This window comes from Lutibacter holmesii (genome assembly GCF_042679665.1).
Classification (GTDB): Bacteria; Bacteroidota; Bacteroidia; order Flavobacteriales; family Flavobacteriaceae; genus Lutibacter; species Lutibacter holmesii.
On the sequence record NZ_JBHTMV010000003.1, the window covers coordinates 405,206 to 423,278 of the forward strand.

Consider the following 18,073-nt stretch of genomic DNA (forward strand, 5'->3'; position numbering starts at 1 on the left):
TTAAAAAATATATGAGCTGTAATAGTTGCTCTTCAGATATAAATAGTACGCCAAAAGGTTGTAAAAGTAACGGTAATTGTGCCACTGATAGTTGTGAAAAACTTACCGTTTTTGATTGGCTTTCAAACATGGCGCTTCCTTCAGGTCAAGAACCTGAAACCATTGTAGAAGTACGTTTTAAAAATGGTAGAAAACACTTTTATCATAACCATGATAAACTTCAACTTTCAATAGGTGATATTGTTGCTGTTGAAGGAAATCCAGGACATGACGTTGGTACTGTTTCTCTAACAGGAGAATTGATTAAAGTACAAATGAAGAAGAAAGGAATTGCTCCTGATAGTGAACTTGTAAAAAAAATATACCGCAAAGCAAGTCAAAAAGATATTGATATTTGGAAGGCTGCACGTAGCAAAGAATATGATACACAATATCGTGGTCGTGAAATTTTAATGCGATTAGGCTTAAAAATGAAATTGTCTGATGTTGAATATCAAGGTGATGGAAATAAAGCAACTTTTTATTATACAGCTGATGATCGTGTAGATTTTAGACAATTAATACGTGATTTGGCAAGTGCTTTTAGTATTCGTGTTGAAATGAAACAAGTTGGGCTTCGTCAAGAAGCGGCACGTTTAGGAGGTGTAGGTTCTTGTGGTAGAGAGTTGTGTTGTTCAACTTGGTTGACAGATTTACGAAAAGTAAATACAACTGCAGCACGTTACCAACAACTATCTTTAAATCCCCAAAAATTGGCAGGTCAATGTGGTAAACTAAAGTGTTGTTTAAATTATGAGTTAGATACGTATTTAGATGCCTTAAATGGTTTTCCAAGACAAGATGTAATTTTAAGAACTGAAAAAGGGAATGCTTCATTTGTAAAAATGGACATTTTTAAAGGGTTACTTTGGTATACGTATATTGAAAATAGAAGTAAGTGGTATAAGCTAACTTTAGAGCAAGTTCAAGAAATTATTGCTTTAAATAAAAATCAAGAAAAAATTGCTTCGTTAGAAGAATATGAAGATGATTTAGTTGAAGAAGTTAAAGTTGATTTTGAAAACGTTGTTGGGCAAGATAGTTTAACCAGATTTGATGCGCCAAAGCGCAACAATAAACGCAGAAATAAAAAAAGAAAACCTCAAGCAAAAAGTGCTAATAAGCCAGCTCAAACAAGAGGTGGGCAAAATCAACGAAAGGCGGCTCCTAAAAAGCAAAGAGTAAATCCAAATAAACCTGGAAATCAAAATAAAAAGAAACCTGTTCAAGGTAATAAATCGGCTCAAAACAATAAACCGGTTCAGAACAAACAGAACCCTAAAAACAAACCAAATAAACCTTTGGCAAATAAAAAACAACAACCAAAAGTTGAGGGAGCTGATAAACCTGTAAATAAGCCAAGAAATAATAAAAACAGAAATAAAAGAAGAAGACCACCTAAAAAAAGTGAGAATACTACTAAAGATGCATAAATATTTCCAATTTTTAATTGGAGCTTTGCTGCTTGTTTCTTGTGATTCGGGGTTGATATACGATCAATATCAATCTATTGAAGACAATCAGTGGGCTTCTGAAAATAACATTGAATTTATTGTTTCAAATACAGATACTATTTCGGCTAAAAATGTGTTTATAGCTATAAGAAATAATAAAGATTACAATTACAGTTCTATATTTTTAATAGCTAAAATTGAATTTCCTAAAGGTTTAAGGGTAATAGATACCTTAGAATATGAAATGGCAGATAGCCAAGGAAAATGGTTGGGAACCGGATTTACTGATGTAAAAGAGAATAAACTGTTTTATAAAGAAAATGTAGTTTTTACAGAAAAAGGTGATTATAAATTTAATATTCAACACGCAACAAGAGGCATAAATGATATTAATGGAAGCGCACCTTTAAATGGTATTATTGATGTAGGTTTAAGTATAGAAAAAGTGAACTAATGGCAAAAGCACAAGCAAAAAAAACAACAACTCCTAATTTTTCAAAATATATAAAATGGTTTTGGATTGCTATTTTAGGAGGAACGCTATCTATTATATTTATATTTTTATTAGCTTCTTGGGGAGTTTTTGGAACGCTTCCAACTTTTGAAGAATTAGAAAATCCAGAAGATAATTTAGCTACTGAAGTTATTTCTGTTGATGGAAAAACTTTAGGAAAGTATTTTAAAGAAAATAGAACTCCAGTTAAATTTAAAGATTTACCACCAAATTTAATTAAAGCGTTGGTTGCAACTGAAGATGAACGTTTTTATGAGCATTCAGGTATTGATTTTAAAGCAACAGCGCGTGCCGTTGCAAAATTAGGAAAAGATGGTGGTGGGAGTACTATTACTCAACAATTGGCAAAATTATTGTTTACTGGTGAAGGTTCAAAAAATTTACCAGAAAGAATACTTCAAAAATTTAAAGAGTATGTAATTGCGGTTAAATTAGAACGCCAATATACCAAACAAGAAATTTTAACCATGTACTTAAATAAGTACGATTTTTTGAATTTAGCAGTAGGTATTCGTTCTGCTTCACGCATTTATTTTGGGAAAGAACCAATTGATTTAACAGTTGCTGAATCTGCAATGTTAATTGGAATGCTTAAAAATGCTTCTTACTACAATCCTTTAAGAAGAGAAGAGTTGGTTAGGAATAGAAGAAATGTTGTTTTAGGGCAAATGTTTCGAAATGAATTTATTTCTGAAAAGGAGAAAGATTCGCTACAATTGACAGATCTAAATTTAGATGTCAATAGAGAAAGTCATAGTGATGGAACTGCTACCTATTTTAGAGAGTATTTACGTGATGTTATGAAAACGTGGATTAAAAACAATCCTAAACCTGATGGTACTAAATACAATTTACATAGAGACGGACTTAAAATTTATGTAACCTTAGATTCTCGAATGCAAAAATATGCTGAAGAAGCAATGGACGAACATATGTCTAACCTACAGCGTGTATTTGACAAAGAGCAAAAAAGAAATAAAACAGCACCTTTTTATGATTTAGAAGATAGTGAAATAGCAACTACTATGACGCAAGCTATGAAGCGATCTAATCGATGGAAACGAATGAAGAAAAATGGAGCTTCAGAAAAAGAAATTAGAGCTTCTTTCAATAAAAAAACAGAAATGAAAATCTTTTCTTGGAAAGGTGATATTGACACCATTTTAACACCAAAAGATTCTATTTTATATTACAAACAAATATTAAGATCAGGTTTAATGTCGGTTGAGCCGCAAACAGGTCATGTAAAAGCTTGGGTTGGTGGTTTTAATTACAAACATTTTCAATACGATGCTGTAAAACAACAAAAACGTCAGGTAGGTTCTACCTTTAAACCTTTTGTGTATGCTTCAGCAATCAATCAGTTAAAATTATCACCTTGTTTTAAATTACCAAACACTCCGTACACAATTCCGAAGGAAAAATACGGAATGCCAGAAGATTGGACCCCAAAAAATTCTGATGATAAATACGGTGGAGAGTTAACTTTAAAAGAGGCTTTGGCAGGATCGGTAAATGTAGTAACAGCTAATTTAATTGATCGTGTACACCCAAAAACGGTTGTAGCGTTGGCAAAAAGTGCTGGTATTAAAAGTAAAATTCCAGAAGTTCCTTCAATTGCTTTAGGTTCGGTAGATTTATCACTGTATGAAATGGTAGGTGCGTATGCAACTTTTGCAAATAAAGGTTTGCAAATTGAGCCAATGATGCTTTTAAAAATTGAAGATAAAAACGGAACCGTTTTAGAGCAATTTGTACCTTCTTCAAAAGAGGTTTTAAGTGAAGAATCTGCTTATGTAGTTGTTAATTTGTTAGAAGGTGTAACACAGGCTGGTTCGGGAATTAGATTAAGAACTAAATGGGGAAAATACCCAGATAATGTTGCCACAGGTTACCCATATGAGTTTACAAATGCTATTGCTGGTAAAACGGGTACAACTCAAAATCAATCAGATGGTTGGTTTATGGGAATTGTGCCAAATTTAGCCACAGGAGTTTGGGTTGGAGGTGAAGATAGAGCAACACACTTTAAAAGAATTACACAAGGTCAAGGTGCTACAATGGCGTTGCCTATTTGGGCATTGTATTATAAGAAATTATATGCAGACCCTGAGCTATCAGTAAGTCAAGAAGATTTTGAAATGCCTGAAGATCTAAGTATTCAAGTTGATTGTAATGAAACTACTGAAGAAGATGAAACTGTTGAAACAATTATAGAAGAAGTTGAAGAATTTTAAATAAAAAATGACTTGTAAGCCATATTGGAAACCATCAAAAGAAACCATTGAGCACAGCAACATTTATAAAATGATGCAGCAACATGGTTTTGAAAATTATGATGATTTTTGGAAATGGTCAGTTAAACATAAAGAAGATTTTTGGACAGAAACAGTTCAAAACCTAGGAATTCAATTTCAAGAAAAATTCACTGCTATATTAAACATTGCAAAAGGTGTTGAAAATGCCGAATGGCTATACAATTCAAAATTAAATATTGTAGACTCTTGTTTTCAGAATGAAGAGGATGCGGTTGTTTTAGTATTTCAACATGAAGGTGGAACACTTCAAAAAGTAACACAGCGTGAACTTTTAATACTTGTTCATAAAATTGCCAATGGTTTTCTTGAAATAGGTTTAAAAACAGGTGATACAATAGCTATTGATATGCCTATGACTTTGGAAGCTGTTGCTATTTATTTAGCAGGTATTAAAGCAGGTATGCCTATTGTTACTATTGCAGATAGTTTTACTCCAAATGAAATTTCAGTTCGTTTAAAAATCACGAATCCTAAAGTAGTTTTTACGCAAGATGTTATTCATAGAAATGGTAAAGAGTTACCATTATACACAAAGTTATTGGAAGCAAATGCTCCGAAAACAATTGTTATAAAAACTTCCGAAGAAAAAAATAATTTAAGAGAAAAAGATAGCTGTTGGACTGATTTTTTAAGTGAAAAAACAGCCTTTCAAACGGTTATTCAAAAGCCAAATGATATCATTACCATTTTGTTTTCATCTGGAACAACCGGAGCGCCAAAAGCAATTCCGTGGACACATACAACACCTATAAAGTGCGCCAGCGATGGATATTATCACCAAGATATTCACAAAAATGATGTGGTTTGTTGGCCAACCAATTTAGGTTGGATGATGGGGCCTTGGCTAGTATTTGCAACGCTAATAAATAAAGCAACTATTGCGTTGTATAATGGAGCACCAATAGGTGAAAATTTTGGTGCTTTTGTACAAAATGCTAATGTAACAATGTTAGGTGTAATTCCAAGTTTTGTAAAGCATTGGAAAACTTCTGGTTGTATGGAGCAATTTAATTGGAGTAGTATAAAATGTTTTAGTTCAACAGGTGAAGTTTCTAACCCATTTGAAATGGAATATTTAATGCAGTTGGCTAACAATAAACCTGTTATTGAATACTGCGGAGGTACTGAAATTGGTGGTGGATATGTTACAAGTACTATTGTGCAACCAAATTGTGCAAGCACCTTTTCTACCCAAGCATTGGGTGGTGAATTTGTATTGTTGAATGAAGAAAATAAACTTTCAAATAAAGGAGAACTGTTTTTAATTCCGCCAATATTGGGTTTGTCTAAAAGCTTGTTAAATAAAAATCATTTTGAAGTGTATTATAAAAATACACCAACTTTTGAAGGTAAATTATTACGCAGACATGGAGATGAATTGGAACAGCTATCAAACGGTTATTACAAAGCTCAAGGAAGAGTTGATGATGCCATAAATTTAGGTGGAATTAAAGTAAGTTCGGTTCAAATTGAAGCAATTGTTAACCAACAAAATTTTGTAAAAGAAGCAGCGGCAATTGCAGTTACACCAAAAGGCGGAGGTCCAAGTAATTTAGTTGTATTTTATGTTGCTTGTACATCAACCTTATCAGCTGAAGAAAAATTAGTGCAAACAAAAAAGAGTGTTCAAGAGCAATTAAATCCACTTTTTAAAGTTTCAGATTTAGTGGAAATAGAAATGTTACCAAGAACAGCATCAAACAAAATAATGCGAAGAGCATTAAAAGAATTATACAAAAAGAAACAGTAATTTTTTCTGATAAAACAATTTAAAGTATCTATTTGCAGGAACTCAGTTAATCGCTTCAATATTAATGATTATCAATATTTTAAAATAATAAGAGAAAGATTTAAGCGTTTTAATAATTGTTATAAAATTTCTTAGTTGGTTTTTATTTTTAATCATTAAATCTTTCAGTTAACTTTACAAACTTTTAATTTTTCAATACTTAAAAATAATAATGAAAATAATATCATATAACGTAAACGGAATTAGAGCTGCATTAAAAAAAGGATTTATAGAATGGTTGGAAGCTGCAAATCCTGATGTGATTTGTATTCAAGAAACCAAGGCGCATAAAGAACAATTAGATTTAAGTTTATTTGAAAATGCTGGTTATCCATATCACTATTGGTTTTCGGCACAAAAAAAAGGGTATAGCAGTGTTGCTATTTTATCTAAAATAAAACCAAATCATATTGAGTATGGCACGGGAATTGAATCAATGGATTTTGAAGGTCGAAATTTACGTGTAGATTTTGATGATGTCTCAGTAATGAGCTTGTATTTGCCTTCAGGAACAAATGATGCTCGTTTAAATTTTAAGCTAAATTATATGGCTGAATTTCAAGAGTATGTAAATGAGTTGCGAAAAGAAATTCCAAATATTGTTATTTGTGGAGATTACAATATTTGTCATGAAGAAATTGATATTCACAATCCTAAAATGAAAGGTGTTTCAGGATTTTTACCTGTTGAACGTGAATGGATTGGAAGTTTTATTGATAGCGGATTTATAGATTCTTTTCGTTATTTAAATAAAGAACCAAATCATTATAGTTGGTGGAGTTATAGAGCAAATGCACGTAACAATAACAAAGGTTGGCGTATAGATTATAATATGGTAAGTGAACCGTTAAAAGATAGAATTAGTAGGGCGTATATTTTACCTGAAGCAAAGCATTCAGACCATTGTCCTATTGTAGTAGAAATTGATTAAATACTAAAACAAAACTTTATGATGTTAAAAAAAATAGCACTTTTATGCGTAATTGCATGTACATTAAATGCATGTGTGTCAAAAAAAGTATATCAAGATTTAGAATCTAAATACAATAAATTACGTTCTTCAAATTCAAAATTAATAGAAGAAAAAGACGATTTATTAGCAGCTAAAAAATCACTTGAAGACGATTTAGTGAAATTGAATAAAGAGTATGACGAGCTTTCAGCACAAAAGGCACAATTGCAAAGTGATTTAGAAGCATTGCAACACAAATACAATAATTTAGACGAATCATACCAAGCTTTATCTGCTCAAAGTTCAAAAAAATTGGCTGAACAATCTCAAAAAAATCAAGAGTTGTTAGCACAGTTAGAAGAGAAAGAGAAAATATTAGCGGCTGAAAGTTTGCGTTTAGAAAATCTTCAGAAAGAATTAAATGAACGCTCTATTCAAATTGAAGAATTACAAAGTTTAATCAATGCAAAAGAGGCGCAAATGCAGCAATTAAAAGATGCTATTTCTAGCGCATTGCATAATTTTGAAGGAAAAGGATTAACTGTAGAACATAAAAATGGAAAAATTTATGTGTCTATGGAAAACAAATTATTGTTTAATTCTGGTAGCTGGGCAGTTGGTTCTGAAGGGAAAAAAGCCGTGAAGCAATTGGCAACTGTTTTAGCTGAAAACGCAGATATAAATGTGTTGATTGAAGGGCACACAGATAATGTGCCATACAAAGGAACAACAGTTTTAGATAATTGGGATTTATCTGTAAAACGCGCAACTGCAATTGTACGTATTTTAGAAAGCGAAAAAGTAAATCCTACACAAATTACAGCAGCAGGAAGAAGTGAATATGTACCTGTGGGTACCAATGAAACAAAAGAAGGAAAAGCAAAAAATAGAAGAATTGAAATTATTTTAGCGCCTAACTTAGACGAAATTTCAAAACTTTTAAACGAATAAGAATACATGAAAAAAATACTAATAGTACTTTTATTAGTAGTAACAAGTGTCGGGTTTTCTCAAACAGAATCCGACACTTTGGCTATTGAAACTATTGAAGATTCTAAAGAATTACTTTCTTCTGGAGATAGTTTATTGTTAAAAACACCAGATTCATTATTATTTAAAACTCATGTAGAAGCCGCTGTAATTGATAGTTTATGGTTGAATGAATTGATTAAGTCTCCGCTGTATGACACAATTCCGTACGTGTTAAGAGATGATGAAAAATTGGTAACAGAACTTGAAGAGCTTCCAACAGCTTTGTTAAAAGAACGTTTGTTGGCATTAGATAGTAAAACGCCTTTTCATATTGAGTACAACCAAAACTTAGAGCAAGTAATTAAAACATACTTGAAAAGACGAAAATCAGCATTTTCAGTGTTAATGGAACGCGCACGTTATTATTTTCCAATGTTTGAAGAGCAATTGGATAAATATGATATTCCGTTAGAAATTAAATATTTAGCCATTGTTGAATCGGCCTTAAAGCCAAGAGCAAAATCATATGTTGGCGCCAAAGGTTTGTGGCAATTTATGTACCAAACAGGGAAGCAATTTGATTTAAATGTAAGCTCATATGTAGATGAGCGTTCAGACCCTTACAGAGCAACAGAAGCTGCCTGTAAATACTTGTCAAGTTTGTATAAAATTTTTGGTGATTGGGATTTGGCCTTAGCGGCGTATAATTCTGGGCCAGGGAATGTAAGTAAAGCTATTAGAAGATCTGGAGGAAGTAAAAATTATTGGAATATACGTCATAATTTACCAAGAGAAACAGCTGGGTATGTACCTGCGTTTTACGCAACCTTATATATATTTGAATATGCTGAAGAGCACAATATAAAGGCTAAAAAAAATGCGATTGCTTATTTTGAGACAGATACAGTTCAGGTAAAAGGACAATTAACATTTGAGCAAATTTATGAAACATTGAATGTTGATATTGAAGTGCTTCAGTTTTTAAATCCGCAATATAAATTAGATATTATTCCATTTATAAAAGGTAAAAATTACACATTAACCTTACCTAAAAAAGATATTGGAGCTTTTGTGAGCAATGAGGATCTTATTTACAAATATGCCTTGGCTGAAGAAGCAAAACGTGAAAAACCCTTGCCACGTTATGTTGAAATGAATGATCGTACAGTTTACAGAGTTAAAAGTGGAGATTATTTAGGTAAAATTTCTGAAAAATATGGTGTTTCTGTTAGTAGTATAAAACGTTGGAATAATTTAAAGAGTTCACGCTTAAAAGTAGGGCAAAAACTTACTATTTATCCTAAAAAAATGAATGTTGAACCTACAAAAGCAGTAGCTTCAACATCTAAAAAAGTGGTTCCAACGGGTAAATATTCTACTTATAAAGTGCAGTCTGGTGATTCACTTTGGTTAATTGCACAAAAATACCCAAATGTTTCAGTTCAAAATATTAAGGATTGGAATGATATTTGGAGGGTTAAAAGTCTAAAGCCAGGAACTGAATTAAAAATTTATAATAATTAAAATAATGAAAAAACTAGGTATTCTATTAGCAATTATTACGCTCTTTATTTCGTGTGATTCAGGAAATCAAAAAAAGAGTTATAAAGAGGCAAACGGACGAATTAATAATTTGTTGGTTGTTATGAAAAATAGCGAATGGGCTGGTGATATTGGTGACGAATTGCGTAAAATAATTGCAGAGCCTGTAGTAGGTTTACCACAACCTGAGTCTCAGTTTGAAGTAACACAAGTACCTATGGAAAATTTTAGTTCTATGTTTAAAGCTACACGTAGTATTTTAAATGTTGGAATTACTGGCGAAAATTCATTCTTAGTTGGTTCAGAAGTGTATGCGTCTCCACAAAAAATAATTACTATTACCGGTAAAAATGAAGAAGAACTAATTGCTGAAATTCAAAAAAACAGTCAAAGAATAATTGAAGTTTTTAAAAGCGCAGATTTAGAAACGGTTAGAAGAAGTATTTTAAAAAAATATTGGGATCCAGCTCAAATTGAAACATTTAAAAAACAAGGTTTTAGTATTACAATTCCTAGAACATACAGGAAGGTTGAAGATAACGGTGATTTTGTTTGGTATAGATATCACTTAAATGGAGGAAATAGTATGGAGTTATTTGCGTATAGTGTGCCAATTACTTCAGAAGACGATGAGAATGGAAATAATATTGTAGCCATTAGAAATGCGTTTGGTAAAAAAAATATTCCTGGTCAAGTTGACGATTCTTATATGATTACAGAAGAAGCGTATACACCACACATATTTGATGTTGAAATTGATGGAAAAAAAGCGTTTGAAACAAGAGGTAAATGGGAAGTGAAAGGTGTGTATATGGCAGGTCCTTTTTTAAGCTATACTGTAGTTGATAAGCCTAATAATCGTTTAATTGTGGTTGAAGGTTTAACGTTTGCTCCTGGAATTAATAAACGTGATTATATGTTTGAATTAGAAGCTATTTTAAAAACCTTAAAAGTTAACTAGAATACAAAAAATAAATCATAAAAAACCCGTTTCAATATTGTTGAAACGGGTTTTTTAGTTCTATAATAAAAGATAATTTACTTAGCCATTTTAGCCCAACTGTCTCTTAAAGGCACAGTTCTGTTAAAAATTAAATGGCTTTCAGTTGAATCAGTATCTACACAAAAGTATCCCAATCGTTGAAATTGAAAACGATCTAAGTTTTTGGCACTTTTTAAACTTGGTTCTACAAAAGCATTGATAATTTGTAACGAGTTCGGATTTATAAATTCTTTAAAATCTTTGTCTTTATAACTATCAGGAGCTTCATCTGTAAACAAGCGATCGTATACTCTTACTTCTGCTTTTACTGCGTGTTTTATAGAAACCCAATGTAAGGTACCTTTTACTTTACGTTTGCTTGCTTCAGTTCCACTTCCGCTTAAAGAATCCTCATCATAAGTACAGTGAATTTCAGTAACTTCACCATTTTCATCTTTTATACAGCTTTCAGCTTTAATAATATATGCGTTTTTTAAACGAACTTCTTTACCAAGTTTCAATCTAAAAAACTTCTTATTAGCTTCTTCTCTAAAGTCTTCTTTTTCAATATAAATTTCTCGGCTAAAAGGCACTTCTCTATAACCTGCATTTTCATCTTCCTGATTGTTTTCAGCAGTTAAAAGCTCTTCTTTTCCTTCAGGATAATTGGTAATTACCACTTTTACAGGGTTCAATACAGCCATTACACGTGGTGCAGTTTTGTTTAAATCATCTTTAATACAATGTTCTAACAAAGCAACATCTGTAACATTATCTCTTTTGGAGATTCCTGCAGTTTCACTAAAAGTTCTAATTGAATTTGGAGTATAACCTCTTCTTCGCAAACCTGAAATTGTAGGCATTCTAGGGTCATCCCAACCATTTACAATACCTTCTTCAACCAATTGCAATAATTTACGCTTACTCATTACAGTATAGCTTAAATTTCTACGAGCAAATTCACGTTGTTTAGGTCTTAATAAACTTGGATCTACTACTTGGTCTACGTACCAATCGTATAAATCTCTATGACTTTTAAATTCTAAAGTACAAATAGAATGTGAAATTTGCTCCAAATAATCACTTTCACCGTGTGTCCAATCGTACATTGGGTAAATACACCAATCGTCTCCAGTTCTATGGTGGTGTTTTTTCAAAATTCTATACATAATTGGATCACGCATATGCATATTTACGTGTTCCATATCAATTTTTGCACGCAAAACATGAGAACCTTCTTCAAACTCACCATTTTTCATTTTCATGAATAAATCTAAGTTTTCTTCAATGCTTCTATCTCTATTTGGGCTATTAATTCCAACTTCAGTAGGCGTACCTTTTTGTTTTGCCATTTCTTCAGAAGATTGGTCATCTACATACGCTTTACCTTCTTTAATTAAGGTAATTGTCCAATCAAATAATTGCTGAAAATAGTCTGAAGAATACAATTCTTTATCCCAATTAAAGCCAAGCCATTTAATATCTTCTTTAATTGAATCTACATATTCTTGTTCCTCTTTCGCAGGGTTTGTATCATCAAAACGCAAGTTTACAGGCGCATTGTAACTTAAACCTAAGCCAAAATTTAAACAAATAGAAGCTGCATGTCCAATGTGCAAATAACCATTTGGTTCAGGCGGAAATCGAAAACGCAATTTCTCTTTTGGTAGTCCGTTGGCCAAATCCTCTTCAATAATTTGCTCAATAAAATTCAGTGATTTATTTTCTTCACTCATAATTATAATAGTAATAAAGGGCAAAAATATCGATTTTTTTTGGCAATTCAACTTGTAACTGTACTAAATGAAGCATTCTGTTTAAAATTATAAAAATTATTTGGGCGTTCCCTTACAGGTCGGGCTATCATTACTCGCTTTTTTTTAGTTTAGAAAAACAAAAAAAAGAGCTCAAACAAACCATTCTATCCCTAACGCAGGGGTTAAATTTCAATAATTAATGGTAAAATATCATTTCATAATTCTACCTTTGTAGTAGTTCATAAAATTTAAGCTATTATGGGAACAATTAAAGTAAAAAACATTAGAGTATATGCCTATCATGGTTGTTTAATTGAAGAAGGTAAAATTGGTTCAGATTATAGAGTTGATGTTGCTGTAAAAGCTAATTTATCAAAATCTGCAGTGTCTGATGACCTGGCAGATACGGTTGATTATGTACATTTAAACAAAATTGTAAAAGAGGAAATGGCTATACGTTCTAAACTTTTAGAAGAAGTTGCTAAACGTATTTTAGATCGTATTTTAGCTGAAATTAGTATTGTAAAATTGGCTAAAGTTGAAGTTTCTAAATTAAATCCACCAATTGGAGGCAATGTAGCAATGGTGACTATTGAAATGAGTAAAAAAAGAGAATAATTTAGCTTTTATTGTATTTATATTCAGACAACTAAAACAACTATAGTAACAAGTGAGTAATTTTGAATAAGCAGCTATTAAACATTAATTAAAAAAATACTTGTTAACTCATTAAAAAATATTAAATTTGCAATCCAAATTATGGCGTCGTGGCCGAGTGGCTAGGCTGGGCTCTGCAAAAGCTCCTACAGCGGTTCGAATCCGCTCGTCGCCTCAAAAAAACCTAAGCAATATGCTTGGGTTTTTTTAATTCTTTAACATTTTGTTAAGCATAAATTAATGTATATTTGTGCTTGCAATAAGTATAACTGGTATGTATTTTGTATTGATATTCAGTTAGTTGTATTGAAATTTTTTCGTGTATGAAAATTTATCCTATTGAAACAGGAAACTTTAAGTTAGATGGTGGTGCTATGTTTGGTGTAGTTCCTAAAACTTTATGGCAAAGAACCAACCCGGCTGACGCAAATAATTTAGTTGATTTAAGTATGCGTAGTATGCTTATTGAAGATGGAGATAGGCTCATATTAATTGATACAGGAACAGGAAACAAACAATCTGATAATTTTTTTGGATACTATCACTTTTTTGGAGGGTTTTCTTTAGATAGTTCATTAGCCAAATACGGCTTTCACCGTGATGATATTACCGATGTTTTTTTAACGCATTTACATTTTGATCACTGTGGTGGTGCTATTCAATGGAATAAAGACAGAACTGGTTACCAACCTGCTTTTAAAAATGCCAAATTTTGGTCTAATAAAAATCATTGGCAATGGGCTATAGCTCCTAACGTGCGTGAAAAAGCCTCTTTTTTAAAAGAAAATATAAATCCTATTGAAGCGAGCGAACAGTTACAGTTTTTAGATATTCCTACTGGTGATTTTGCTAAAAACACTGCACTAGGATTTGATATTTTATTTGCTGATGGCCATACCGAAAAACAAATGATTCCTCATATTCAGTATAAAGATAAAACCTTGGTTTTTATGGCAGATTTATTGCCAACTGTAGGTCATATTCCTTTACCGTATGTGATGGGTTATGATACGCGTCCTTTATTAACAATGGATGAAAAAGCGAAATTTTTAAATAAAGCTGCAGATAATAATTATGTGTTGTTTTTAGAGCATGATGCTAGCAACCAATTATGTACAGTAAAGCATACAGAAAAAGGAGTTCGAGTGAACGAAACCTTTAAATTTAACGAAGTATTTAATTAACAATAAAGATAAAAATGAGAATATTAAAACCAATGTATGTAGTGGCCATTGCAGCCATTACATTATCAAGTTGTAGTTCAATTAAAAATATGGCCGTTCCTACAATGGACACAGCTGTAGCAAATGCAACTGCAAAAAAAGGAACAATTAGTGATGAAGATTTTAATCATTGGGCGCATGCCGATTTAGCATCAGACTCAATTCCAGGAATGAGTTTAGAGAAAGCTTATAAATTTGTTGAAGGAAAAGAAAGTACAACTGTTGTAGTTGGTGTAATTGATTCAGGAATTGATATTGAACACGAAGATTTAAAAGATGTACTTTGGGTAAATTCAAAAGAAATTCCTGGAAATGGAATTGATGATGATAAAAATGGATATGTTGATGATGTATATGGATGGAACTTTTTAGGAGGTTATGGTGTTGCTGCTCCTGAGCAGTTAGAAATTACTCGTTTATATGCAAAATCAAAAGCTAAATTTGAAGGTAAAACAGCTGAAACTGTAAGTGCTGAAGATAAAGCAGATTTTGAATTGTTTAAAAAATACGAAAAAGCTTACAATGCTTCTGCAGGATCACATATTGCAACTATGGAGCGTTTAAATCAAATTAATGACACATTTGAAAATGTTATGAAAGCAATGGGTACTGATAGTATTTCATTAGAAGCTTTAAAAGCATTTAAATCTGATGATGTTGCACTGTCAGGACAAGTAGCAGGATTAATTGCGTTGTATGAAAGAGGCGCTACATATGAAGATTTTAAAGAGTACTATGATTCTCAAGCAGAAAATAAAAGTTACGATTTAGAGTATGATGGTAGAGCAATTGTAGGTGATGACCCTGAGGATATTACAAATTTAAACTATGGAAATGGTGCTGTAATTGGTTCAAAAGAAATAGAATCACATGGAACACATGTTTCAGGAATTATTTTAGCAAATCGTACTAATAACCTTGGAATGAAAGGTGTTGCAGATAATGCTGTGTTAATGTCTGTAAGAGCCGTTCCTGATGGAGATGAGCGTGATAAAGATGTTGCTTTAGCAATTAGATATGCCGTTGATAATGGTGCAAAAGTAATTAATATGAGCTTTGGAAAAAGTTGGTCTCCAAATCCAGAGTGGGTTTTTGAAGCTTTTAAATATGCTGAGAAAAACGATGTATTATTAGTTCACGCGGCTGGTAATGATGGTAAAGATATTGATGTAAGTGAAAATTGGCCAAATGATACTGCTGATAAAATAAATGAACTTTGTGACAATGTTTTAACCGTTGGAGCAATGAGCTCTAATTATGATGAAAATATGCCTGCAACTTTTTCAAACTACGGAAAAATAAATGTAGATGTTTTTGCTCCTGGAGTTCAAATTTATTCTACAATTCCAAATAATGAGTATGCAAAATACAATGGTACATCAATGGCATCTCCTGAAGTTGCAGGTGTTGCTGCTTTGGTAAGATCATACTACCCAGAGTTATCTGCAAGTCAAGTAAAACACATTATCATGAATTCAGGTATTGAAGTTGATATGGATGTTTTAATTCCAGGAAAAGAAGGTGAAAAAGCTAATTTTTCAACATTATCAGTTTCAGGAAAAGTATTAAATGCTTACAATGCATTGTTATTAGCTGATAAAATGGTAAATAAAAAGTAAAAATTATAATGTTCTGTTAAAAGAGCACCTTCATTTTGAAGGTGCTTTTTTAGTTTCTATAGTTATAGCTATATTGCACTTTCGAAAAAAAACAACCTCATGAAAAAATTATTGATACTCTTATTTGTTGCCAACACTGTTTTAATAAATGCTCAAAACAATACATCGTATTGGCAACAACAGGTAGATTATACTATGGATGTTGATATGAATGTAGAAACATTCCAATATACCGGAACTCAAAAATTGGTGTACACTAATAATTCTCCTGATGTTTTAAACAGAGTTTTTTACCATTTATACTACAATGCTTTTCAACCAGGAAGCGAAATGGATAGCAGGCTACAATCAATTGTAGACCCAGATAGAAGGATGGTTACCAACACAGGAACAAAGGAAAATCCTGTTTATAAAAGTAGAATAGCAGATTTAAAACTAAATGAAATAGGGTATTTAAATGTGTTATCGTTAAAACAAGGCGGAAAAAAGTTATCATTTACTGTGGAAGGAACGTTACTAGTTGTTGATTTGATTTCACCAATTCAGCCTGGAGAAAAAGTAACATTTGATATGGAATTTGAAGGTCAAGTACCTGTTCATATTAGACGAGCAGGAAGAAATAGTGAAGATGGTATTGCACTTTCTATGGCACAATGGTATCCAAAAATGGCTGAATATGATTTTGAAGGTTGGCACGATCATCCATATATTGCTCGTGAGTTTCACGGAGTTTGGGGTGATTTTGATGTAACTATTCATATTGATAAAACATATACAGTTGGTGGAACCGGAGTACTTCAAAATCCGCAAGAAATTGGTCACGGATATGAAAACAAAAGTTTGCCTTTAGCTATTCAAAAAGGAGAAAAATTGGCGTGGCATTTTAAGGCAAAAATGGTACACGATTTTACGTGGGCTGCTGATGCTAATTATGCTCATGATGTTGTGAAAACTGAAAGTGGAACAACACTTCATTTTTTATATAAAAATACCGATACCTATAAAAAAGCTTGGAAAGAAGTACAGCCATTAACGGTAAAAGCTATGGAGTATTACAATACTGCTATTGGACCGTATCCTTGGGAACAATATTCAGTTATTCAAGGTGGAGATGGTGGTATGGAGTATGCAATGTGTACTTTGGTTGCTGGCGGAAAAAGTTTAAATGGAATTGCAGGAACCATTTTTCATGAATTTGCGCATGCATGGTTTCAGCATTTATTAGCTACCAATGAAAGTAAGCATTCTTGGATGGATGAAGGATTTACAACATATATTTCAACATTAGCTTCTAATAAATATTTAAAAGGAGAAAGTGATACACCAAACTCAAATGGCTACAGAGGTTACTATTATATTGTAAAAAACGATTTTGAAGAATCGCTAACTACACATTCTGATAGGTTTAATACCAACGCAGCTTTTAGTATTGGAAGCTACACCAAAGGAAGTATTTTTGTTTCGCAATTAAACTATATTATTGGTGAGGATAACGTAAAGGAAACGTTAAAACAATATTATAACGACTTTAAATTTAAACACCCAACACCAAACGATTTTAAACGTATTGCTGAAAAAGTTTCAGGAATTCATTTAGATTGGTATTTAAATGAATGGACAGAGACAAAACATACCATAGATTATGCTGTAGCAAAAGTTGAAGGAAGTACAATTACTTTAGCAAGAGCTGGTGCAATGCCAATGCCAATTGATGTTACTGTTACTTATGCTGATGGGACTTCAGAAAATTTTAATATTCCGTTGCAAATGATGAGGGGAACAAAACCAACTTCAGCAACTATTTTAAAAGATTGGGCTTGGGCATATCCTACCTATACTTTTACTACTAAAAAGGATGTTGTTAAGGTTGAAATTGATCCTTCAGGAATGATGGCTGATATTGATAAAGCAAATAATACTTATGTAAAAAAATAAGAATGTAAGTTTTAATAAAACGTACATCTAAAAAATAAATAACCCTGTATTCATACTTTTTGAATACAGGGTTTTATGTGAAATTTAATAATTATAAGTTTTAATACTTACAAAACCCATTTTACACGGCCAACGATACCAGTTTCTAATTGTACTTTAATTCCGTGCGGATGATTGGGTGATTTGGTTAAAAAACGTTTTACAATTCCTTCAGTTAATTCACCAGATCTTTGGTGTTGCTTTTGTACAACTTCAACAGTACTTCCAATAGTTATATTCTTTCTAAATTTCCCTTCTAATTTTTGAGTTTCCATGTCTTA

The 18,073-nt window shown here is 32.0% G+C and carries 14 protein-coding genes and 1 tRNA gene; 13 read left to right on the forward strand and 2 right to left on the reverse strand.

The features are described 5' to 3' along the window. Positions 1-11: 11 nt before the first annotated feature. The 8 genes from ricT to ACFQ5N_RS04615 all read left to right on the forward strand — a co-directional run bounded on the left by ricT (position 12) and on the right by ACFQ5N_RS04615 (position 10,541). Entirely contained in the window at positions 12-1,472 is a 1,461-nt protein-coding gene (gene ricT, locus ACFQ5N_RS04580; protein ID WP_386808128.1) for a regulatory iron-sulfur-containing complex subunit RicT, read from the forward strand. Further along, positions 1,465-1,947 (forward strand): gliding motility lipoprotein GldH, encoded by a 483-nt coding sequence (locus tag ACFQ5N_RS04585; protein ID WP_386808130.1) that lies wholly within the window; start codon positions 1,465-1,467, stop codon positions 1,945-1,947. The genes ricT and ACFQ5N_RS04585 overlap by 8 nt, the downstream gene beginning before the upstream one ends. After that, positions 1,947-4,244 carry a penicillin-binding protein 1A gene (locus ACFQ5N_RS04590; protein ID WP_386808131.1) on the forward strand — a complete coding sequence of 766 codons (2,298 nt, stop codon included), beginning with the start codon at positions 1,947-1,949 and terminating at the stop codon, positions 4,242-4,244. The genes ACFQ5N_RS04585 and ACFQ5N_RS04590 overlap by 1 nt, the downstream gene beginning before the upstream one ends. Positions 4,245-4,251: 7 nt before the next feature. Then, complete coding sequence (locus ACFQ5N_RS04595; RefSeq protein ID WP_386808132.1) at positions 4,252-6,075, forward strand: AMP-binding protein; 1,824 nt, start codon at positions 4,252-4,254, stop codon at positions 6,073-6,075. A 211-nt stretch (positions 6,076-6,286) separates the two neighbouring features. Continuing rightward, positions 6,287-7,045: an exodeoxyribonuclease III gene (locus tag ACFQ5N_RS04600; RefSeq protein WP_386808133.1), complete on the forward strand. Its 759-nt coding sequence runs from the start codon at positions 6,287-6,289 to the stop codon at positions 7,043-7,045. Between the two features lie 18 nt (positions 7,046-7,063). After that, complete coding sequence (locus tag ACFQ5N_RS04605) at positions 7,064-8,017, forward strand: OmpA family protein (RefSeq protein WP_386808134.1); 954 nt, start codon at positions 7,064-7,066, stop codon at positions 8,015-8,017. Between the two features lie 6 nt (positions 8,018-8,023). Beyond that, complete coding sequence (locus ACFQ5N_RS04610; RefSeq protein ID WP_386808135.1) at positions 8,024-9,562, forward strand: lytic transglycosylase domain-containing protein; 1,539 nt, start codon at positions 8,024-8,026, stop codon at positions 9,560-9,562. A gap of 4 nt (positions 9,563-9,566) precedes the next feature. Next, complete coding sequence (locus ACFQ5N_RS04615; protein ID WP_386808137.1) at positions 9,567-10,541, forward strand: DUF4837 family protein; 975 nt, start codon at positions 9,567-9,569, stop codon at positions 10,539-10,541. 77 nt (positions 10,542-10,618) lie between these two features. Here ACFQ5N_RS04615 and ACFQ5N_RS04620 read toward each other — a convergent pair whose 3' ends face one another. Next, positions 10,619-12,298, reverse strand: a complete 1,680-nt coding sequence (locus ACFQ5N_RS04620; RefSeq protein ID WP_386808138.1) for a glutamine--tRNA ligase/YqeY domain fusion protein — start codon at positions 12,296-12,298, stop codon at positions 10,619-10,621. 279 nt (positions 12,299-12,577) lie between these two features. Here ACFQ5N_RS04620 and folB point away from each other — a divergent pair, with 279 nt between their 5' ends. The 5 genes from folB (at position 12,578) to ACFQ5N_RS04645 (ending at position 17,753) form a co-directional block, all read left to right on the forward strand. After that, positions 12,578-12,937 carry a dihydroneopterin aldolase gene (folB, locus tag ACFQ5N_RS04625; RefSeq protein ID WP_386808140.1) on the forward strand — a complete coding sequence of 120 codons (360 nt, stop codon included), beginning with the start codon at positions 12,578-12,580 and terminating at the stop codon, positions 12,935-12,937. 143 nt (positions 12,938-13,080) lie between these two features. Then, positions 13,081-13,151: transfer RNA gene (locus tag ACFQ5N_RS04630), tRNA-Cys, on the forward strand. Between the two features lie 148 nt (positions 13,152-13,299). Continuing rightward, positions 13,300-14,160, forward strand: a complete 861-nt coding sequence (locus ACFQ5N_RS04635) for an MBL fold metallo-hydrolase (RefSeq protein WP_386808142.1) — start codon at positions 13,300-13,302, stop codon at positions 14,158-14,160. 14 nt (positions 14,161-14,174) lie between these two features. After that, positions 14,175-15,818 carry a S8 family peptidase gene (locus ACFQ5N_RS04640; RefSeq protein ID WP_386808143.1) on the forward strand — a complete coding sequence of 548 codons (1,644 nt, stop codon included), beginning with the start codon at positions 14,175-14,177 and terminating at the stop codon, positions 15,816-15,818. 99 nt (positions 15,819-15,917) lie between these two features. Beyond that, on the forward strand, positions 15,918-17,753 hold the full coding sequence (locus ACFQ5N_RS04645; protein WP_386808145.1) for a M1 family metallopeptidase: 1,836 nt from the start codon (positions 15,918-15,920) through the stop codon (positions 17,751-17,753). 107 nt (positions 17,754-17,860) lie between these two features. Here the strand turns inward: ACFQ5N_RS04645 and ACFQ5N_RS04650 are convergent, their stop codons facing one another. Next, positions 17,861-18,067, reverse strand: a complete 207-nt coding sequence (locus ACFQ5N_RS04650) for a YwbE family protein (protein WP_386808147.1) — start codon at positions 18,065-18,067, stop codon at positions 17,861-17,863. Positions 18,068-18,073 lie beyond the last annotated feature (6 nt).